This is a genomic window from Pseudomonas sp. EA_35y_Pfl2_R5 (assembly GCF_963970805.1).
Lineage (GTDB): Bacteria > Pseudomonadota > Gammaproteobacteria > Pseudomonadales > Pseudomonadaceae > Aquipseudomonas.
Genome location: NZ_CAXAOW010000020.1, coordinates 1 through 20,559, shown reverse-complemented (window position 1 = coordinate 20,559; position 20,559 = coordinate 1). Strand labels below are relative to the sequence as shown.

Annotated in this window: 15 protein-coding genes, 3 tRNA genes and 1 pseudogene; 13 read left to right on the top strand and 6 right to left on the bottom strand. The window is 53.6% G+C overall.

Annotated features, from left to right (window positions below; all coding sequences use genetic code 11):
• Positions 1–101: 101 nt before the first annotated feature.
• Entirely contained in the window at positions 102–1,163 is a 1,062-nt protein-coding gene (gene dinB / locus AACX99_RS20685) for a DNA polymerase IV (protein WP_339414306.1), read from the bottom strand.
• Positions 1,164–1,820: 657 nt separating this feature from the next.
• Between dinB and AACX99_RS20680 the strand changes: the two are divergent.
• The 6 genes and pseudogenes from AACX99_RS20680 to AACX99_RS20655 all read left to right on the top strand — a co-directional run.
• Positions 1,821–1,961 (top strand): annotated as a pseudogene (locus AACX99_RS20680) (hypothetical protein); the annotation flags it as partial.
• 379 nt (positions 1,962–2,340) lie between these two features.
• Positions 2,341–3,906 carry a DUF6531 domain-containing protein gene (locus AACX99_RS20675; protein WP_339414305.1) on the top strand — a complete coding sequence of 522 codons (1,566 nt, stop codon included), beginning with the start codon at positions 2,341–2,343 and terminating at the stop codon, positions 3,904–3,906.
• Positions 3,907–3,921: 15 nt separating this feature from the next.
• Positions 3,922–5,502 (top strand): DUF6531 domain-containing protein, encoded by a 1,581-nt coding sequence (locus AACX99_RS20670; RefSeq protein WP_339414304.1) that lies wholly within the window; start codon positions 3,922–3,924, stop codon positions 5,500–5,502.
• Between the two features lie 18 nt (positions 5,503–5,520).
• Complete coding sequence (locus AACX99_RS20665; RefSeq protein WP_339414303.1) at positions 5,521–8,136, top strand: RHS repeat-associated core domain-containing protein; 2,616 nt, start codon at positions 5,521–5,523, stop codon at positions 8,134–8,136.
• A gap of 10 nt (positions 8,137–8,146) precedes the next feature.
• Complete coding sequence (locus AACX99_RS20660) at positions 8,147–8,548, top strand: hypothetical protein (RefSeq protein ID WP_339414302.1); 402 nt, start codon at positions 8,147–8,149, stop codon at positions 8,546–8,548.
• 976 nt (positions 8,549–9,524) lie between these two features.
• Positions 9,525–10,487, top strand: coding sequence for a hypothetical protein (locus AACX99_RS20655; protein ID WP_339414301.1), 963 nt, complete (start codon positions 9,525–9,527; stop codon positions 10,485–10,487).
• Between the two features lie 17 nt (positions 10,488–10,504).
• On the opposite strand, the gene AACX99_RS20650 is transcribed toward AACX99_RS20655, so the two are convergent.
• Together AACX99_RS20650 and AACX99_RS20645 are read right to left on the bottom strand one after the other, a co-directional pair.
• Complete coding sequence (locus AACX99_RS20650; protein ID WP_339414300.1) at positions 10,505–10,852, bottom strand: phage holin family protein; 348 nt, start codon at positions 10,850–10,852, stop codon at positions 10,505–10,507.
• A 57-nt stretch (positions 10,853–10,909) separates the two neighbouring features.
• Positions 10,910–13,198, bottom strand: coding sequence for a DUF5906 domain-containing protein (locus AACX99_RS20645; protein ID WP_339414299.1), 2,289 nt, complete (start codon positions 13,196–13,198; stop codon positions 10,910–10,912).
• 58 nt (positions 13,199–13,256) lie between these two features.
• Between AACX99_RS20645 and AACX99_RS20640 the strand changes: the two genes are divergently transcribed.
• On the top strand, positions 13,257–14,045 hold the full coding sequence (locus AACX99_RS20640; RefSeq protein ID WP_339414298.1) for a hypothetical protein: 789 nt from the start codon (positions 13,257–13,259) through the stop codon (positions 14,043–14,045).
• Here the strand turns inward: AACX99_RS20640 and AACX99_RS20635 are convergent.
• Positions 14,035–14,544, bottom strand: a complete 510-nt coding sequence (locus AACX99_RS20635; RefSeq protein ID WP_339414297.1) for a phage regulatory CII family protein — start codon at positions 14,542–14,544, stop codon at positions 14,035–14,037. The genes AACX99_RS20640 and AACX99_RS20635 overlap by 11 nt on opposite strands.
• The gene (locus AACX99_RS20630) at positions 14,531–15,277 is read right to left on the bottom strand and encodes a tyrosine-type recombinase/integrase (protein WP_339414296.1); all 747 of its coding nucleotides are present in this window, start codon (positions 15,275–15,277) and stop codon (positions 14,531–14,533) included. Before AACX99_RS20630 ends, AACX99_RS20635 begins: the two co-directional genes overlap by 14 nt.
• 635 nt (positions 15,278–15,912) lie before the next feature.
• Here AACX99_RS20630 and AACX99_RS20625 point away from each other — a divergent pair.
• The 4 genes from AACX99_RS20625 to rimO all read left to right on the top strand — a co-directional run bounded on the left by AACX99_RS20625 (position 15,913) and on the right by rimO (position 17,998).
• A tRNA-Met gene (locus AACX99_RS20625) sits at positions 15,913–15,989 on the top strand.
• A gap of 120 nt (positions 15,990–16,109) precedes the next feature.
• Positions 16,110–16,186: transfer RNA gene (locus AACX99_RS20620), tRNA-Met, on the top strand.
• A 122-nt stretch (positions 16,187–16,308) separates the two neighbouring features.
• Positions 16,309–16,385, top strand: a tRNA-Met gene (locus AACX99_RS20615).
• 290 nt (positions 16,386–16,675) lie between these two features.
• Positions 16,676–17,998, top strand: a complete 1,323-nt coding sequence (gene rimO, locus AACX99_RS20610) for a 30S ribosomal protein S12 methylthiotransferase RimO (protein WP_339414295.1) — start codon at positions 16,676–16,678, stop codon at positions 17,996–17,998.
• A 51-nt stretch (positions 17,999–18,049) separates the two neighbouring features.
• Here rimO and AACX99_RS20605 read toward each other — a convergent pair whose 3' ends face one another.
• Complete coding sequence (locus AACX99_RS20605; protein WP_339414294.1) at positions 18,050–19,015, bottom strand: integron integrase; 966 nt, start codon at positions 19,013–19,015, stop codon at positions 18,050–18,052.
• A 137-nt stretch (positions 19,016–19,152) separates the two neighbouring features.
• Here AACX99_RS20605 and AACX99_RS20600 point away from each other — a divergent pair, with 137 nt between their 5' ends.
• Both AACX99_RS20600 and AACX99_RS20595 read left to right on the top strand, forming a co-directional pair.
• Positions 19,153–19,512, top strand: a complete 360-nt coding sequence (locus AACX99_RS20600) for a hypothetical protein (protein WP_339414293.1) — start codon at positions 19,153–19,155, stop codon at positions 19,510–19,512.
• 464 nt (positions 19,513–19,976) lie between these two features.
• Positions 19,977–20,441 (top strand): hypothetical protein, encoded by a 465-nt coding sequence (locus AACX99_RS20595; protein ID WP_339414292.1) that lies wholly within the window; start codon positions 19,977–19,979, stop codon positions 20,439–20,441.
• Positions 20,442–20,559 lie beyond the last annotated feature (118 nt).

Sequence of the window (20,559 nt, the reverse complement as noted above, 5' to 3'; positions counted from 1 at the left end):
TATGGCCTGCCACCCATGGCGGCCACCCTGCGGGCCGTCACTACGCGACGTTAAAAATGACTCCCGGTCATTTTTTATACATGTCGTTCTGCACAACGCTGTCAGGACGCAAACAGCTCCAACTGCTCGTGCTTGCCGCGCAGATCTTGCAAGCGCACACCGACACCAAGCAAGCGTACGGCTTTGTTGCCACGGGCAAAGGCGGCGCTCATCAGCCGTGTATAGCTCTCCAGATCACGCCGCGCCCCGCCCTGCTCCAGAGTGGTCTGGCTGAAGTCATGGAACTTGATTTTGACAAAGGGCTTGTCCGGCCGATAACTCGCATCCAGCCGTGCCATCCTCGTAGCCAGTTGCTCCAGCAGCGCGGGCAACTGCTCCAGACAGGCGGCCAGGTCCGGCAAGTCCTTGTCAAAGGTGTTTTCTACGCTGACCGACTGACGCCGACTGTCGTTATGCACGACCCGCTCATCAATCCCGCGCGCCAGTCCCCACAAACGTTCGCCGAAACTGCCGAACTCCTTGACCAAGGCCAACTTGTTCCACTCGCGCAGGTCGCTGCAGGTGCGAATGCCCAGGCGCCCAAGTTTGTCGGCCGTGACCTTGCCCACGCCATGCAGCTTGCTCACCGGCAAGGCGGCAACAAAGTCCTCAACCTGATCTGGAGTAATCACAAACAGACCGTTAGGCTTCTTCCAGTCGCTGGCGATCTTGGCCAGGAACTTGTTCGGCGCCACCCCCGCCGAGACGGTGATATGCAGCTCCTGCGAGACGCGGCGGCGAATATCCTGAGCGATGCGCGTGGCGCTACCGGCAAAGTGCGGGCTGTCGGTTACATCGAGGTAGGCTTCGTCCAGCGATAAAGGCTCGATCAGCTCGGTGTAATCGCGAAAGATCGCCTGAATTTCTCGCGAAACGGCCTTGTAAGCCTCTATCCGCGGCTTAACGATCACCAGATCCGGACACAATTTAAGCGCCTGCCCGGAAGCCATGGCTGAACGCACGCCATAACTGCGCGCCTCGTAATTGCAGGTGGCAATCACCCCGCGCCGATCCGCTGAACCACCGACCGCCAAAGGCTTGCTGGCCAGGCTCGGATCATCACGCATCTCGATTGCCGCATAGAAGCAGTCGCAATCGACGTGGACGATTTTCCTTTGCGTCATAAGTCGCTGATTTTCATAGCAATAAACTTATAAAGCTCATTTAATACCCGCCCCGATACCCGCTATTTAATCTTGTTGCTACTGCCTGACAAATTGCCGTTGAATCACTTTTTGCTTTCAGACAGGCGGCAAACAGTTCAGACAATGATACCTACGCAGATTCTGGTCATTCGGACTTTCTAACTAGTAAAAGGCCCGGTATAACAGGCAATTAGATAGGCGTTTCACCGACCTTGAATGGCGAGTGAATACTGGGCGGAGCCCAGAAACGCTAGCCCATGCCGCGAATGGTACAGAAATTGTTACAGCTCGGGCCCGTCACGCCCCGCCCTTTCGCCTCGTCATCCAACTGAAACGCTACTTTGGTGCCAACATGAATCTCAGTGCGATAGTACTTCTAGCAGCCACTGCAATATTGCTGGGCGGCTGCTCGGCCAAACCAATTGAATTGTGGCGATTTATCAACACGGCACGGCCCAGAGTAGGTATCTGGATGCGCTGAGCAAAGCTGTCGTTCATTGTCATAAATATAACAAGGTCGCAACCATGAGCGCGCAGACCTGCCCTGGCCAGTGTATCTCCCAGTTTCGGTGCGAATAGTCACGCTCACCTAGCCCGCCTTCACCCTCTAAAGCTGCTCCCACCTGGAGGTAAAGTTCGGCCTCATCCCGCACCATTACTACTGACTGGCACCCGCCTCTGTTCCTGCCTGTCACGATAACTGAACCCACCCGCATTACTACCTACACCTACGACGCGCAGGGCCGGAAGTTAAGCCAGTCCGTGACGCAACGCTAAGAACAGAAGGACCTGACGATGAACATATCGATGTACACGTGAGCCTGTTGCTGTTTGTGCTGGCCGGCAGCTTGTTTGCGCCCTGTGCTCAAGTCACTGAACGCAACTGGAGCTACACCACAACAGCCTTGGACTGATTGAAACGGTAAGCGCCCCGCCCCCAGCCTTTGACCCTTAGCCGTTTTGCTGGCAAGGTTGCGCCGCGCACGCTAGCCGCAGCGGACCGCTCAATGATCAATGACGAATCCGCCAGGCCGCTTTTTATTACTGCTTGATAGCTGTCCGAATATCCAGAGTGCATCCTCCTCTGTCTATATTCCAATCAAGATAGCTCTATTGACCAACGCATTGCGGGCTACAGACTTTAAGGAAGTTGAAGATGAGTAAGGATATGCTTGTTGCGGTTTACCGCGTGCAGAGTCGCCACCCTACAAAGCCAGCTTCAGGAAGCCAGCGCAACTGGCTCTTTCTGTTGCTTTTATTGCCCATACTCTTTTATATGTCTAGCGCAAATGCCACGACATACAGTTGGAAACAGTCGCATAAACCCTATGGGCCTTTTTCTTCGCCATCCCAAGCATGCGATGCACATCGCGACTACCTGCAATCTGTATCTTCTACTAGCATAAGGTTTTTTTCGCCGTCAATTTCCCCTCAGAGTGAAAAAATCTTTAATTGCCTTGTTAAAAAAAGCATAAACGGTGTGCCGGCGCCATCAACTGGGACAGTTATAACGCGCTCTGGCGATTCCTGTCTTCCTGGCTCTACTTATAATCCGACAACAGGCGAATGCGTGGAAGGTGAAAAAGGACCACCACCGTCTTTGGGGTGCGCGGGAAATCCAATAAACATAACTAATGGTAACAAATTCCAAGTAGAAGCTGACCACTTCGGAAGCAGCGCCTTTCCGTTAGATTTTGCTCGAACTTATAACAGTCTCGACGGCCTATGGCGACATAACTATTCAACTTACATTACGACCGAAAAAAGCATTAACGGTGTCACTGCCCTCTTAGTCATGGCTCATGGACGTGAGTCTCTTTTCACTGTCAACGGTTCAACGTCAACTCCGATATCGGCTACAGAGTTAGGACGTCTGTCAAAGTTAGCCAATAATGGCTGGCTCTACATAGCCGAAAACAGTGAGCGTTTCAGCTTCGACGCCGGTGGTCGATTGACTCAGTGGAGCAACAACGCCGGGGCACAACAGCAACTGGTTTATGCCAATGGTCAGGTCACCGTCACTGACAACCTGGGCTACAGCATGAGCTTCACTGAAGACCTCTTCCATCAGCCACTGACCCTGAGCGCCGCCGGACTGACGATAAAGTACGACTACAACGCCGATAACCGTCTAAGTAGATTGACGCGGACCCGTGGTGGCCAGATCGAGCACCGCCTGTTCCACTACGAAGACTCGCGTAACAGCGCTTTGCTCACCGGCATTACAGACGAGCGAGGCGTGCGATATGCCACGTGGTCCTATGACGATCAAGGTCGCGCGACATCCAGTGAGCACGCTGGCGGCGTCGAACATACGGATGTTGCTTACAACACCGATGGCTCTAGCACCATCACCAATGAGCTTGGCAAGAAGTCGACCTACCGCTTTGTGACCATCGACGGCGTCAAGCGGGTTAGTGCCATCGAAGGTGAAGCTTTAGGCAGCTGCCCTATGAGTAACTCGACGTTCACCTATGACGCCCGTGGCTTGCTTAAGACCAAGACTGATAATAAAGGCCATTTAACAACCTACGACTACAACACCCGTGGTTTAGAGGTCGCTCGCACCGAAGCCGCTGGCACGCCACAAGCGCGGACTATCACCACTGACTGGCACCCCACTTTGTTTTTGCGCACCAAGGTCACCGAGCCTACCCGTATTACTACGTACATCTACGACGGACAGGGCCGGCAGCTTAGCCAGTCCGTGACGCAACGCTAAAAGCAGAGGGATTTGATGAGCAACCCACATAGCCATACTAACGACGCAATCCTACGCGCTATTCCATTAAGCGCTTATGAAAAATTAACTAGAATGCGCTTGCTTTTAGTTGCATCATTTTTACCTTTTTTCTATGCGTCGGAGAGCGGCGCGGTTGATTATTATTGGACTCATAGCAATTTGGGCGGTACTTATCCCTCAGCGGATGCGGCATGCACTGCCTATGTTAAATTTTTTCACCATGGACATACCGCTCTTGTCGGGATATCTCCTTTTATATTGAGTCATTATAACCCGCCTAAAAATGATGAGCGTCGTGTTATTTGTAAGTTAACTTATCGCGCGGATAATGGCACACTTCTCCCATCTACAACATCTGTTCATCGCAGTGGTACTTCCTGTTGGAATAATTTAACTTACAATCCAACAACCACCGAATGCGCCAGCGATCCAGGAAAGGGCGATCCCGATACATGCCCAAAAGCTGTTGGTGGGAACCCTATAAATGCGGCTAATGGTAATAAATTTCAAAAAGAAATAGATTCGACAGGTAGTGGTCTATCAATCCTGCAGTTTGCGCGCACTTATAACAGTCTCGATGGCCTATGGCGGCACAACCATTCAACCCGTCTACGTTTGTTCGGTAGTAAGCTTGCACTGGTTAGGGCCGATGGTCGTGAGATTATCTTTACCGTTAACAATGCTACGACACCGCCTACAGTAACAGCCTTACCTACAGAGTTAGGTCGGTTAACTAAAGTTGGTGAAAGCTGGCTCTATGTCGACAAGAACAACGATACCTATAGTTTTGATGCTACAGGTCGGCTAACCCGCTGGGCTAATACCGCCGGGGCTGAGCATCTACTGACTTACGCAGATGGCACGGTCACGGTCAGCGACAAGTCCGGTCAGAGCTTGAGTTTTACCGAAGATGCCCAGCATCAACCATTAACAATGAACACCTCCGGGCTGTCTATTCAGTATGAATACAACGCCAGTAAGCGTTTAATTAAACTCACTCGCACCCGAGGCGAACAAACTGAGCAGAAACTATTTCATTACGAACTAGCCGATAAACCTCACCTGCTGACCGGTATCACAGATGAGCGCGGCGTGCGTTATGCCACCTGGTCCTACGATGAGCAAGGTCGTGCTACATCCAGTGAGCACGCTGGCGGCGTCGAACATACGGATATTGCTTACAACACCGATGGCTCTAGCACCATCACCAATGAGTTTGGTAAGAAGTCGACCTACCGCTTTGTGACCATCGACGGCGTCAGGCGAGTTAGTGCCATCGAAGGCGAAGCTTTAGGCAGCTGCGCTATGAGCAACTCGACTTTCACTTATGACGCCCGTGGCTTGCTCAAAACTAAGACGGATAACAAAGGTCATTTAACAACCTACGACTACAACACCCGTGGTTTAGAGGTCTCTCGCACCGAAGCCGTTGGCACGGCACAAGCGCGCACTATAACCACTGACTGGCACCCAACTCTGTTCCTGCCTGTTACGGTCACCGAGCCTACCCGTATTACTACCTACACCTACGACGCACAGGGCCGGCAGTTAAGCCAGTCCGTGACGCAGCGCTAAGAGCAGAAGGACCTGATGATGAATCTATTTGTAAAACGCGTGAGCCTGCTTTCGCTTGCGCTGACCGGCAGTTTTGTGTGGTCGTGTGCTCAGGCTACTGAACGCAACTGGAGCTACACCTACAACAGCCTTGGCTTGGTCGAAACAGCCAATGGCCCGCGCACTGATGTGCAAGATGTCACCACCTATGCCTATGACGCTCAAGGCCACCTGACCACCGTCACCAATGCCCTTGGTCATATCACTCAGCTGTCTAATTTCGACAGCTACGGCAACCCGCAGAGTCTGATTGACTCCAACGGCGTGCAAACTAGTCTCACCTACACCACACAAGGCTGGTTAGCCTCGGCCAGTACCGCTGGAAGCACCACCAGTTTTGACTACAACGCCGTTGGCCTGATCACCAAGGTCACCAATGGCGATGGCAGTTGGCTGAGTTACACTTGGGACGATGCGCGCCGCATGACCAAGATCACCAACAACCTTGGCGAAGCCATCGAGTACAGCCTCGACGCTATGGGCAACTACACCGCTCAACGCCTCAAAGATGCTTCCAGCAGCCTCACTCAGCAGCAAACCTGGGTGTATGACGAGCTCGGTCGCCTGCTGCGTTCGGTCGGCGCCGCTGGGCAGACCAGCTCCTACCAATACGACCTCAACGACAACCAGACGGTCAGTACCAACCCTAAACAGCACAGTACCACCCAGGCTTACGACGCCCTTGATCGCGTGGTCAGTAGCACCGACCCACTCAACGGCGTCACCACCCTGGCTTACAACCCACAGGACAAACTCACCCAGGTCAAAGACCCGCGCGGCGTTACCACCCAGTACCAGTACGACGGCTTCGGTAATCTCACCAAGCAAATCAGCCCGGACACCGGCACCACCACCTTTAGCCATGACGCAGCCGGTAACGTCATCAGCAAAACCGATGCGCGTGGTGTGGTCACCACCTTCACCTATGACGCACTCAATCGCCTGACCGCTCGCCAGTATCCGGCGAACCCAGCACTTAACGTGCAGTACCACTACGACATGGCGGCCGATGGCAACAAAGGCATTGGTCACCTTACTGCCGTGCAGGATGCCAGTGGTGTGTTCGGCTACAGCTATGACGAGCGTGGCAACCTGATCGGGCAACTGCGCTCGGTAGCCCTCACCAGCGGCGATCACTACGACAGCCTCGGCTACGCCTATGATGGTGCCAACCAGCTGGCCCGCATCGACTACCCGCAAGGCATCAGCATCCTCTACCCGCGCAATGCCGCCGGCCAGGTCAGCCAGGTGCAATTGCAAGTCGGCAGCGGTCAGCCAAGTGGTTTTGCGAGCGGCATTAACTACCTGCCTTTTGGCCCACTAAAAAGCCTCACTTGGGCCAATGGTGTGAGCCTCAGCCGTAGCTATGATCAGGATTACCGTCTGACCGAACAAACCGTAGGTGGCTGGAACAGTACCTACGGCTACGATGCCAACAGCAACATCACCACGCTGAACAGCAGCCTGATTGGTGACCTTAACTACAGCTACGATGCCCTTGACCGTCTAACGGCTGAGCAGCGCGCAGATCGACAGCAAACCTACAGCTACGACGCCGTAGGCAATCGCACAGGCAAAACCATCACGCCTATCGCTAATGGTGAAGCGCAGACCAGCGCACAGCAAACGTACCAGTACGCCAGCAACAGCAACCGCCTGACTCAGATTGATGCGCAGGCAGTTAGCACTGATGCAGTTGGCAACCTGACTCAAGACCGTGCTAATCGTGAGCTGGTATATGACGCTCAGAATCGCCTTACCAGCGTAAAACTCAGTGGCAACACCGTAGCGGAATTCCGCTACAACGCTTTAGGTCAGCGCACCCACAAGATCAGTTCGCAAGGCACCACCACTTTCCTCTACGGGCCTGATGGTCAGCTATTGGGAGAGCAGCAGTTCAACAGCCAAGGCAGCAAACTTAGCGCTCAGTACTACATCTGGCTCGACAGTATGCCGCTGGGTGGCGTGAGTATTACTTTTGATGCTCAAGGTGCTATTGCTAGCAGCGAGCCGTTTTACCTGCACAGTGATCACTTGAACACGCCGCGTATGGCTACTAACCAAAGTCAGCAGAATGTTTGGCAGTGGCAGTCGGATGCGTTCGGTGTAGGACAAGCCAGCGGTAGTTTAGCAATGAACCTGCGTTTCCCTGGGCAGTACTTTGATCAGGAAAGTGGACTTCATTACAACTACTTCCGCGATTACGACCCCGAGACGGGGCGGTATGTTGAAAGTGATCCGATTGGGTTGGCGGGCGGGCCAAACACGTTTGGGTATGTTGGCGGAAACCCTTTAAATAAAACAGATCCTAAAGGTCTATATGACCCAAGCTGTGGCTGGCCCATAGGCTTGCAGTGGCTTTGTGATAAAGACATTGAGGCTCCTGAACTGCCGACTGAGCTCCCTCCAGAACTCCCGCCTGGTTTGAGACAGTGCACGCTATCTCCAGCATTCGAAGGATGCATTGCCTGCTGTACCGGGCCTGGGGTCTTAGCAAGTGTTTGCAAGGATAAATGTATGGCGGAGCCTAAATATAAATACTTTGGATTTCTCAATCCAAACCCTCAGCAAGGGCTGTCATGCCCAGCCACGTGAGAGAAAAACCGTGAAGAAAATTTATTTATTTGCAACTTTATCTTCGTTGTCATGTTTGATTCTTGGGTATGCTCTAGGTGGGCGCATTACCCATACTGAAGCTGAAAACTTTTATTCAAAAGAAATTCAATCTCGCACAATTATGAATGCAACATTAATACTCGGGGGGTTGGAGTTGATGCGCAAAGGGGAAAACACTAAAGCCGTAACCATGCATGAGCAAATCCTATGTGGCTATCTACTGTCAATAAAAAACAATAAGGAAGTAGTAATTGAGGCAGATGATTACACTCGAAACCTTCCCTCCAGAATAAATAATTATATTGAGTCAGCCCCCTCATTAAAAGGAGAAGGCAGTTGCTGGTCGGGCACTGAAGAGCTGGGATTAATATTAAATACTAAAGACCATTAAAAACTGGCTATAAGCCTGGCGGATTAACTTACCTATCCTTGCTCTAAAGATACTTAGGGGGTCAGTTTCCCCGCAGGGTATTCAGACTTTTTCGGCTCAGGGTGTCAGGTGGGCCGGCACCTAGCTGCTGCAAAAGGTAGTCTTGGGTCGATTCTGTTGAAAAAGTCGGTTCTGAGATAGCTGCTTTTCGGCAGCTCACAAATCGCTCGGTTCCGGCGTTGCTACGTAGAAACCAATACAGTTCCGTCTTCTGAGCGAACCAGATTTCAACTTCGATAACACTCTTTCGTGGGCAAAAAAGCGACGGGACTTTTTCAACAGAATCGGTCAAAAACAGAGGCTCGGTTCTAAATTCGGCTCCTAAAGGCCCAGCACCGGGCCTTTACATTAAAGGCTTCAAATACCAGGCCTCCGCAATGTTGGCAAATCCCACCCAGTTACCGGTGTTCCGCCATCAACTGCGCCGGAACGGCCTGGGTATCTACTTCGCCTTTCGCCATGGATTTCAGCATTTCGGCAGGCAGAGGCTGGCGTTGTTCGGTGAAGCTCATGGCTTTAACTGCACCCTCCCCCGCTCAATACAGCGCACCACCTGCGCCGCACAACTCACCAGCGCACTGTCAGACTCATCCAGCGCTTGGCGCCAGTGGTCATTCACCAGCAGCGGCTGGCGAGCCGGTAGCCGGCACGGCACCAGGTTGCATGGCTGGTCATCTCAGCCTTTAGCGCTTGCCGTGCCTGGTTGGCCGTATGGTTCAACGCATCCGCCAACGCGCGCGGGGCCAAGCCATCGCCAAGCCTAGCGAGCGCCGCCAGTGCGTCATCCAACCCGTCAGAGGTGATCCTGCCTTTCACGCTAACACCCCCAAAGCCATTACGAGGCTCGCGACTAAAGTTGGGTATGAATGAGATGCCACTTGCAAATGATGGCATTTGGCTACAATCAGCGTTACCAAAATAAAACCAAGGAAGGGAAATGAAACCTACAGCCTTCGTAACAGTACTCGCCGCAATCTCTCTTGCCGGCTGTGGCACAGCCCCCACACAAAAGCCCAGGGCAGTTGATGCGTTTGCCTCCACTCCAATTCCAGAGCCCAATAGCTCACCATCCGCACTCGCAAAGAAGGCCAGCACCACATTTTTCAGTAATGCATCGGCCAAAGCTAAATCGTCAGACGACTCCTCTGATTTCGGTGTGAAGGCCGATGGGCTGGCAGCATTTGCGATTGCGCTTGCAAGTGGCGGTGCGCTCACCAACTCACACTCTGAACTGTACAAAGGGGCCGGAGCCCTACTTGGTCTGGGCTTTGGAGCCAATCAATACTTTAAACCGGAAGACCAGCGAGCGATTTACTTCAACTCAGCTGAAGCCTCCTTCTGCTCGGGCATACACATGACCACACTTGCCGAGTTGCTCGAAGGCGTCACCGTACAAAACATCACCGATGAAATCGCAACTACCCAGACAATGGAAAGCACCCTTACAGGTCTTCTCTACTCTCGGAATTTAGTAGCTGCACAATTGGATCCGTTCACAGCAACAACTTTCGTAACTGCAGCAGTGAATGCCGAGGATGACGCAAACGCCAAACTCTCGGCATTGAAATTCATCAAGTCAATCCACCTCCAGGCACATAAACGCAACCTAGAAATCTACAAATACGAAATCAGCGAAGTAAACAAGACAGCATTCAAAATTGACGACACCCTGAAAACAATATCGAAACTGTCTGTTTCACCCGGAGACCTACTGAAGGCTTTCAATCAGGGCAACCCCGGAGATGGAGAGGCAAATGCAATAATGTTTAATTCTAAGGTTAAAGATACCAAGGTCATCTTCGAGCCTACTGCTCTCGCCAAAAAGCTCCCAGACATCATCGAAAACATAAACACTTTTAACGGCTGCACTGCAGCGCTTAAGCCTGTGGCTAGCAGTTAACGAAACCCGCCGGAGGATCAACCATCCGCCTCCGGTTTACCCGGCACCTCACATACTCCGGCACGCTTGGCCAGCCAACGCTCGTACAAACCGCTGGCCACGTCTGCGCCCATGGTGGCGACCACAAAGCCGATGGCCGCAGCCACCAGCACATGCGCGCCTGCTGCCCAGATCAGCAGCAATGTCGAGAGGCCAAACACCACCGAGGCACCGGCCCGCAAGATCACGCGGTATACCAAGGGCCAACCACGCAGGCCATCGCGGTCAGCACGCCACATCTCGCCGCTGAAGCCAGCAACGACCGCAATCACGATCACCACCCAGATAGGCAGGTCAGCCAGCGCCTGCTGTTGTTCGTGCGTCATGCGGCCTCCCAAGATGCCAAGAAAAAGCCCGCTGCGACGGGCTGAGCCCGGTCGCTATCAGCGCCCGAGGAATCGGAAAAGAAAACCCCGCCACAAGGGCGGGGTTTGCAGGTGCCCGAGCGGGGTGGCTTGGGACTTACGGCACAGCGCCTCAACACCGCCGCTGGCCAACTCATGCTTGATTGCCACCTGGCGCTCGGCCGGCAGCTTTTCCTCGGGCCACATCACCAGAAAGCGTCGGTCGCTGTCGCTTATCGGCCACGGCATGATCTCGTTCGAGAGGAACACCGCGTTCATATGGCTGGCTTCCTCCCAACCGTTCACGAACTTGCTCTCGATGCGCACCGTCTGCCCGGTGATCAGCTGCTTGATCTTACCCACCTGGTTGTAACGCTGATCGCGGCTCACTACTTCCTCAAACACCGCCCACAGCTTGCCGCTCTGCCAGGCGTTGAAGTTGCCCTCAAGCTGCGTCTGCCCAACCGTGGCCGAGTACTGCCCGTACAGCAGGCCCATCACCACCGAGAACAACAGGCTCTTACCCGAGCCCTCGATGATCGAGTGCATCAGCACCGCCGTGTCCATCTTCGCGCCCGTGTGCTGCAGCGGGTAAGCCAGCCAGCGCGTCAGCCATTCATTGGCCTTCTCATCGTGGTTACACAGGAAGGAAATCAGCCAGATCAAGTTCGCGCACGCAGCAACATCACCCGCCGGCTCAAGCGGCAAACCCTCGAACGTATTGATGTAAACCTTCGGGTCATGCCGCATGCACGGGTCGAACACGATGTGGTTCATATCCACCACACGGCGCTCCGGGCTGTTCAGCCACAGGCTGTAAGCATCACCCAGCGCCATCTTTACGGCACCTTCAGCCACCCGGCGTTTCTTCGCGTAATCCCAAACATCCTTGGTGCCATCGATGTACACATAACGCACCAACGGCGGCATGGTGATATCGCCAATCGCCTTGCCAGCCATCGTCCGCGCCTGCTCGATATCGCGCACCCACTCCTCACTCACCCGCTTTTTCGTCGCGTCAGTGACGGCGCTCCATTCCTTGAATTTTTCCTTGCCCACGTGCGCCTCGAAAGCCGCCCGCTTCATCTTCTTCGCCTTGTCGATGTCCCACACATGCGTGGTGCCTTCGACAAGTGCATAACGGCGTAACAGGCCCTTGAGGCTCAAGCCCTCCCCCTGCCCCCCGTTGTCGGAGCAGCCGGGCTCGCCGCCGGCCTCAGGTTCAGTTGGGGCCTGGGGAAGATCACCCACAGGTGGTGGCTCAGGTGGTCGTGGCGCCGAGCGCTTGTGCTCCATCCCCAGCTCACGCGCCGCCGCCCGTGTTGCGGCTGCCGAGTCGCCGTTGTGCTCGAGGATGCAGAACACATCAAACGCATCATTCATATGCCCATTGGCCAGCGGGTCGGAACCATGGTGCGAGAACACACGCTGCTCGCCGTTGTCATCCACCACATTCACCCCCGGCAACCCGGTGGAGCTTTGCGGTGCCAACCACTTGCGCCCGCGCTTGGCGTACCCATGCCGCTGCAGCAGGTTCTCGATATCCGTGGCACGGTTGAAAGAGTCAATCACGGAGGGGTGATCCCCGGCCGGCAACCGAGGTGGCGAGTTTTTCTTAACCTTGGCCGGCGGCTTCGCTGCTGCCGGTGCCCACGGGCAGGCCTCTAGCGCCGTGCGCTTGAAGATGTCCCAGTTCTGCCAGGTCTTCACCAGGTCGCTCGGCAACTCAAGCAGGCCATCGGTGGGCGGGTTGCGCCAGTGGTAGGGTTTGCCCGTGTCCGGGTGGATCGAAGGCGGCAACACATCCTGCACCGCCCCAGCCCGCAGCTCGAACACCGTCACCGGCGAGAACTCCTTCTGACGGGCCTGCATGGCCGTGATCTGCTCTTTGTTGCCCGTGTCCCGCGCCTGCTTCAGCGCCGCAGTGGCCAGCTTATGCTTGCTGCCGTCCGGGTCCAGCGGGTTGGGCCAGCTCAGCGAGTGCCGGCTAAAGTCCAACCCTTCGGGCATCTTGAACATGATGCGAAAGCGCGCCGGGTTACCCACCAGCGTTGGGTAAGCCACCGCCAAGGCATCAAGGTCGATGCCCAGCACATCCAGCATCACCTGGCGGCAGTACTCCACATGGTCAACATCCAGCGAGCACACCCGGCTCGGGCCAAGCACCACGCCCATGTTGTGGTTCGGGTGCTTCGTCCACCAGGCATCTGCCGCATCGGCATCAGTGATGTATCCGCCCGGCTCGATCGACACCAGGGCCATGCCAAACACTTCGATATAGCGCCGTGCCCAGTTTGCCATTACCTTATTAGCGGCCCCCATAGACATAACGACTCCTTGTCACTTCATGAAAAGGAGCAATTGAGAACAAGCGAATAATATTTCTATGAATAGACAACCCAACACAATCGCAGATATCGACTTGTTTTTTATTATTTTTATCCTGCTCCTCGGCCTCGCAACTCCTTTCATAATGGTTTTTATATATTCCGACTCGAATAATTGGGCGTCGGGGGTACAAGCAGCGAGTAGCGCCGTAGCTATCATTGCTTCTGCACTGACGGTTATTTTGGCGAACCGACTTTCGATAAATAATGGCATCCAAAAACAGGCAGAGGCAGACCAACGGGTTTACCGCATGCTTCACAGCCTGTTGCTTCAAATCAACGAACACTTCGACTTCATCCGGCTCAACGCAGTTAGCGGGCTTAAGAGCAAAACATCTCTTCCTGAAAACTGGCGCCCCAAGGTCGGACACACTGCAGAAGGCTGGGATCGATACGCTTCCAAAGCATCCGACATTCGAACCCAAATCACTTTGTTGAAAAGACAACTTCAAAGCATTTCTCAGTTCAATAATGTGATCATCGGAGACGGAGTTATTTTCAGAAAAATTGCAAACCTCACTGCACACATTGAAACAATGCTTGAGGAAATGCGAGCCGGATGGGAGTTGTCGGATGGTGACCCTAAAGAAGAAATTACAACTGAGTATATTGACCCTGTGAAATATCCTCCCAGCAAAGGCCTCAATGAAACGCAGATAAATATTGGAATTTCTCACTACATAGCGAGAGGATTCTTCAGTCATTACATTGAACATGAGACCCCCAAAGAAGCTAGTCGTATTTTCAAGGAAGTCCTGACGGACCTGAAAACGCTGATTACCGACTAACGCCGTCATCCTCCCCCTCCATTGCCTGCTCGGCACCGGCGATAATCCCGAGAATCTTGCGGATCGCCTCATGCCCGTGGTGCTTCAAAGCTTCCACCTCGTGCGGCTTCCAGTGGTTGTCCGCAGAGCCGTCGTGCAGGCTGCCCACAAACTCGGCCTGCCGCGTCATCAGCTCGGCCAGAGCTTTCAAGGCATCGTTGGTCGCCGTCACCGGCACCGGTTTGAACCACACCGCATCCGCCGGGCGCATCAGGGCGTCCAGCAGGCGCGGGTCATCAGTTAGGCGGATGATGTCCTCAAGCTCGTCCGGATTCGGCCAGCGGCGATCCTCGGTCGGGTTCAGCTTCTTCTGGAGGGTGTCGTACCCGGTTACCGGGTCCAACAACATATCGATGGCCAGGGCACCAATGCCGCCCTTGTGGTCGCGCCCGACGCGGTAAAGCGCGTGACGCAGAGAGAGAACCGGGCCAGCGCCCGGCAGCAGATCAAGTCGGCTCATACTTACCCCACGTGCGCAGAAACAGTAGCTGTAACAGCTCAAGCGCAATGGTGTTCGAACGAAACCCTGCATACTTCTTAAGGCTTCGCCGGAACTCGCCAATCATCTCGGCACTCATAGGCCGACTGTGATTCACGGGGCCTCTCTCAAACGCTCCGACCAGCGCCGCCGCCGGATCATTTTCAGCACGCAAAGTCCGGATCGCGTAGCGATACATCTGCGAAATCCAGTTGCGCAGGCTGATCGCGTAGAACGTCGCCCCTCGCTTATCCATTCGCCGCAGGCACTCAAGCAGCTGAGCCGAGGACACCTCACGCACCGGCATCTTGCCTATGTAGGGGAACAGGTTGTTTGTGAAAGCATTTGTCAGCTGCCGCCGATAGGACTCGGAAGCCTTGGACTTGGTGCCAATCCATTCAAGGGCGACGACTTTAAAAGAGGAACCGTTCTCGGCGATCTGCCGTGCTTTGTCTGCTCGACGCAGATGAGCAGGATGCCGCCCCTGCTTGACTAAAGCCCGAGCCAGGTCACGCTCGGCCCTGGCATCTGCCAGGCCCAGCTCTGGGTATTCACCTATAGCAAACACGTTTTCAACCCCGTCGATCTTGTACCGGTATCGCCAGTACTTCCCGCCGGTTGGACGCACCTCTATATAGAGGCCACGCTCATCCGACAGCTTGCGGGGTTTGTCACCAGGCTTCGCCTGGCGTATTGCTAAATCTGTGAGGGGCATAGCGGGTATTACCTAGGGCTGAAATATACCCCGCTTTAATACCCGCTTTCGCGGCGATTGCGACAGCACGCCAGCGAACCAAGGCGAACGCAAAAGCCCTATATGGCGGGCCCTGCGGCCACTTTTCGAACGAAAAAAAACCACAAAGAACCCCAATCATTTTCAACGTGGATGATCTTACGACTGCTCATCACCAAGTCCACCAATCCTGCTGCTACTGCTCGGCTGAGCTTACAGGTGCCGCGGGCCTGGCTTCGCTCGCAGCATCCTCAGGCTTGTCCATATAAGACTGGATAATCAGGATGACGATCAGCATAAACGCAGCCAAAGGCACCAGTTTGGTCTTCGCCGATACGGCGGCACCGCAACCTGGACAGATTTTGGAATCGGCTGGCACATGGCCCCCACAGGCCTTGCATTCAACGCTCATAACATTTCTCCCTTTCAATGGGCACGGACTCTAGCCCAACAGCCCGGTTACGGGCTACGCCGAAAGTAAACCTGTCCGTCCCATCAGGCTCTAGCACAGGCCCCTGCAGCGCAAAACCAATCAGCGCACGACTAACCAACTGAATAAAAACAACTTCTAGCCACTTCAAGGTTGACAAGCAGCTTTAAGACGCTAGAATTGGCGCCGCGGGATGGAGCAGTCTGGTAGCTCGTCGGGCTCATAACCCGAAGGTCGTCGGTTCAAATCCGGCTCCCGCAACCAGATACTCAGAAAGGCCACTCAACAGAGTGGCCTTTTTGCATTTCCGCCCAACCGATTTAAGTTATTGATTAAAAACCACTAATCAATTGACAAAGCACCATTCCTGTATAGAATGGCCGGCGCGGGATGGAGCAGTCTGGTAGCTCGTCGGGCTCATAACCCGAAGGTCGTCGGTTCAAATCCGGCTCCCGCAACCAAATACTCAAAAAAGGCCACTCAATCGAGTGGCCTTTTTTGTTGCTGTCGCCCGCACAACCTAAGCATTTGATTGAAAACACTATTTTGTTGACAGCACGCGATTTCTCTATAGAATGGTCGGCGCGGGATGGAGCAGTCTGGTAGCTCGTCGGGCTCATAACCCGAAGGTCGTCGGTTCAAATCCGGCTCCCGCAACCAGATACTCAAAAAGGCCACTCAATCGAGTGGCCTTTTTGTTTGTGCCCCATTTAAAGACTCCAGCCCAGCAAAGCCTTGGTCTCTGCGACCCGACCTAACCCGAGGTAAGTCATCGTTTACAGCCTCGACACTCATTCGCGAGACGCATCTCGGCTACGACAGACAACGCCATGGCCAAGGCGACGCTCAGCGCTGGTCAATTGCCAGCGCCACCGCTAGAATTGCGCACTTTTTGATCAGAGGCGCGCCAAGCGCCCAGCATCCATCCGTACACGCCTGAGGTTAACGCCATGTCCACCCCCGCCACGCCGAAAGTCGGCTTTGTATCACTCGGTTGCCCCAAGGCACTGGTGGACTCCGAGCGCATCCTGACCCAGCTGCGCATGGAAGGTTACGAGGTGGTGTCCACCTATCAGGACGCCGACGTGGTAGTGGTCAATACCTGTGGCTTTATCGACAGCGCCAAAGCCGAGTCGCTGGAAGTGATTGGCGAAGCGATCAAGGAAAACGGCAAGGTGATCGTCACCGGCTGCATGGGCGTGGAAGAAAGCAGCATCCGCGACGTGCACCCCAGCGTGTTATCGGTTACCGGCCCGCAGCAGTACGAGCAAGTGGTCAACGCCGTGCACGACGTCGTACCGCCGCGCCAGGACCACAACCCGCTGATCGACCTAGTCCCTCCACAGGGCATCAAACTTACCCCGCGCCACTATGCCTACCTGAAGATTTCCGAAGGCTGCAACCACAGCTGCAGCTTCTGCATCATTCCGTCCATGCGCGGCAAACTGGTTAGCCGCCCGGTTGGCGACGTGCTCAGCGAAGCCGAGCGCCTGGTCAAATCCGGCGTTAAGGAGTTGCTGGTAATCAGCCAGGACACCAGCGCCTACGGCGTCGACGTGAAGTACAAAACCGACTTCTGGAACGGTCAGCCGGTAAAAACTCGCATGACCGAAATGTGCGAAGCGCTCTCCAGCATGGGCGTATGGGTCCGCCTGCACTACGTCTACCCCTACCCGCACGTCGACGAGCTGATTCCGCTGATGGCCGCTGGCAAGATCCTGCCGTACCTGGACATCCCCTTCCAGCACGCCAGCCCGAAAGTGCTGAAAGCCATGAAGCGCCCTGCCTTCGAAGACAAGACCCTGGCACGCATCAAGAACTGGCGCGAGATCTGCCCGGAACTGACCATCCGCTCGACCTTTATTGTCGGCTTCCCCGGCGAAACCGAAGAAGACTTCCAATACCTGCTCGACTGGCTGACCGAAGCCCAACTCGACCGTGTTGGCTGCTTCCAGTATTCGCCGGTAGAAGGGGCACACGCCAATCTACTCGACAATCCGGTACCGGATAACGTCAAGCAGGATCGCTGGGACCGCTTTATGGCCCACCAGCAAGCCATTAGCACCGCGCGCCTGCAACTGAAGGTCGGCAAGGAAATGGATGTACTGATCGATGAAGTCGACGACCAGGGCGCAGTCGCTCGCTGCTACGCCGACGCACCGGAAATTGACGGCAGCGTGTTTATAGCCAGCACCGACGTCAATCCAGGCAAAAAAGTCCGCGTGCGCATCGTCGATGCCGATGAATACGACATGTGGGCCGAGCTGATCTAAGGCCCTGCTCGCATATCGCTCAATAAAAAGCCCTGCCAATGCAGGGCTTTTTTATGCACGGTCCAGTGGGCTCAAAACCGCAAGCCCACCACGATTCAGGACATGGGTGTAAATCATCGTCGTCTTCACATCCGCATGGCCAAGTAACTCCTGCACAGTACGGATGTCCTGGCCACTCTCCAGAAGATGGGTGGCAAAGGAATGCCTTAACGTATGTGGTGTAGCGAGCTTCACAATACCCGTACGCTTAATAGCCGCCTTGAACGCACGCTGCACACGCTTTTCGTCCAGATGATGGCGGCGGGCCCTGCCGCTTCGCGGATCAACTGACAAGCCAGCAGCGGGAAACACATACTGCCAAGCCCAACTCCAAGGGCCATTTGGGTACTTGCGCTCAAGCGCAAAGGGCAAGTAAACATCACCCCTGCCCTCCTTCAGCTCCGCATTATGACGAGCTTTGACCAACGTCAGGTGCGTCTTTAAGGGTTCGACCAAACAACGAGGCAAAACTGTCACGCGGTCCTTCATGCCCTTACCATCGCGAATCAGAATCTCCCCTCGCATGAAATCGACATCCTTAACCCGCAACCGCATTACTTCCATTAAACGCATACCTGAGCCATATAACAGATTGGCTGCCAAAGCGATCTCACCATCCAGTTGCGCCAAAATCTGCTGCACCTCTGCCAGGCTCAACACAACGGGCAAACGGCTTGGCTTTTTTGCCCGGACAACCTCGCCTAACCAAGGCAAATCCAATTGCAGGACCTGCTTGTACAGAAATAGCAGCGCAGCAAGCGCCTGATTCTGCGTTGAAGCTGAAACATTCTTGCGTACTGCCAAATCTGAAAGAAATGCCTCGACCTCAGCAGCCCCCATCTCCTCCGGGTGCCGATAACTATGAAAACGGATAAACCGCTTTACCCACTCGCAATAGACGTACTCCGTACGAATCGAGTAGTGTTTCAAGCGAATTTGCTCGCGAACTTGGTCGAGTAACCGAGGCTTTCCGTCCATGGTGCATAACTCCCTGTCCTGCAAAATTATAGCGGCGAACCTTAGCCTAGACGGCGCACCGCAACTGGACAAGAATGTTATCCACCACACCCGTAAAACGTTACGACACCAAGTGGTGTCTATTTATAGTTAGGCCTATGAAATCAAAATTGCGTACTCTCATAATCACCATTACTACATTGGGTCTTTTAGGGTGTGGTGATCCGTACCGAGAAGAGGGTCGTATTTATGCAAAAGCTGCAATAGAAGCAATCGAAAACTATCAAAACAATTCAGAAGAAAACCCGCAAATTGAAAAGCCATACTGGAACGATTGCGGAAATGAATTTACATGTTTATTTTTATATAACACCAAAGACCAGAAATTAGTTGAAGCAATAGTTACTTCTCTTATGTCTGCAAACGAAAAAATCAAACATCCAGGAATCAAGCTAACCGTATACTCAACAGCACACAGCGAGCCAAAGGTTATTTTTCGTGAGATCACTATCAAATAGATCTACGTACAAAGCCTAACAAGTGGTTCAAACCGTTCGCTGCGCTCACTGGGACGGGCTAAAGCCCGCCCCTTAACCAAACGTTAGGCACCATGGAGATACATTTGCATGGACGTTACGCAAAACTAATTGTTGGCTTTCGCCGTTTACGAAATCCGGCAATTGCTCGCCCATCATTTAGGTAGCGACGACACTCCTGATCCGGCGGTGAAAGCTGCAGCCCATTTGGCATATGCTCTCCATAATCAAGCTGACGTCATACTGCAAGGGCGCACATTTGATCCTCAACAAGCAATAGAATCTCTGACCGCAGTAGATCGAATGCTGGCAACAAATTTTCAAGCTAGGCTCTTACAATCAGTTAGCCATGATGCCTAACTAGCGGTTCAAATCGTTCGCTTCGCTCTCTGGGACAGGCTAAAGCCCGCCCCTTAACCAAACGTTAGAGCACAAGGAGAAATTCCGTGCATATTCTAGTTTTATTACTAAAAGCATTACTCTTACCAGCTTTTGCCCTAGTGTTTTTCGGCGGCTTCTCTACACTTGCTGTTCTGCCAATAATGAATTTATTCCCTTCATTCACCAATAGCTCAATGACATATATTTTACTTTCATCTGTTGCGCAGAATCTTATTCTTATATCACTTGCCGCAGCAATCATAGCTTTTCCAGCTGCATACATTTATAAGAAATTGGCGCCACTTGCCGCCTTGGCAATATACATGCCTGTTTTGTTTTTTAGCATCGATGCACTTAATTTCGTAAATTTAAATCAAGTATTTTCAACTGTATATCCATTAATTATTGAGTTAATATTAATTCCACTTTCAGCCCACCGAGCGAGGCTTTACCTTGACACACCCAGCTCTAACAAATGGTTCAAGTCGTTCGCTTCGCTCACTCGGGACCGGCTAAAGCCGGCCCCTTAACCAAACGTTAGGCCTGTGTGCATGAAAATATACGCAATGATATTTATCTGCTTTTTTATTACCGCCTGTGGCGGCCCCTTCAGCGCTGATGAATCTGAAGCAAGAAGGCAATTGCTTG

Excerpts from the sequence above, each read along its gene's own strand:
- AACX99_RS20650 (WP_339414300.1), bottom strand. The coding sequence starts at position 10,852 with ATGACGCACGAACAACAGCAGGCGCTGGCTGACCTGCCTATCTGGGTG.
- AACX99_RS20675 (WP_339414305.1), top strand. The coding sequence starts at position 2,341 with ATGAGTAAGGATATGCTTGTTGCGGTTTACCGCGTGCAGAGTCGCCAC.
- AACX99_RS20645 (WP_339414299.1), bottom strand. The coding sequence starts at position 13,198 with ATGTCTATGGGGGCCGCTAATAAGGTAATGGCAAACTGGGCACGGCGC.
- AACX99_RS20635 (WP_339414297.1), bottom strand. The coding sequence starts at position 14,544 with ATGAGCCGACTTGATCTGCTGCCGGGCGCTGGCCCGGTTCTCTCTCTG.
- AACX99_RS20600 (WP_339414293.1), top strand. The coding sequence starts at position 19,153 with ATGAAATCAAAATTGCGTACTCTCATAATCACCATTACTACATTGGGT.
- dinB (WP_339414306.1), bottom strand. The coding sequence starts at position 1,163 with ATGACGCAAAGGAAAATCGTCCACGTCGATTGCGACTGCTTCTATGCG.
- AACX99_RS20640 (WP_339414298.1), top strand. The coding sequence starts at position 13,257 with ATGAATAGACAACCCAACACAATCGCAGATATCGACTTGTTTTTTATT.
- AACX99_RS20655 (WP_339414301.1), top strand. The coding sequence starts at position 9,525 with ATGAAACCTACAGCCTTCGTAACAGTACTCGCCGCAATCTCTCTTGCC.
- AACX99_RS20630 (WP_339414296.1), bottom strand. The coding sequence starts at position 15,277 with ATGCCCCTCACAGATTTAGCAATACGCCAGGCGAAGCCTGGTGACAAA.
- AACX99_RS20665 (WP_339414303.1), top strand. The coding sequence starts at position 5,521 with ATGAATCTATTTGTAAAACGCGTGAGCCTGCTTTCGCTTGCGCTGACC.
- AACX99_RS20670 (WP_339414304.1), top strand. The coding sequence starts at position 3,922 with ATGAGCAACCCACATAGCCATACTAACGACGCAATCCTACGCGCTATT.
- AACX99_RS20605 (WP_339414294.1), bottom strand. The coding sequence starts at position 19,015 with ATGGACGGAAAGCCTCGGTTACTCGACCAAGTTCGCGAGCAAATTCGC.
- rimO (WP_339414295.1), top strand. The coding sequence starts at position 16,676 with ATGTCCACCCCCGCCACGCCGAAAGTCGGCTTTGTATCACTCGGTTGC.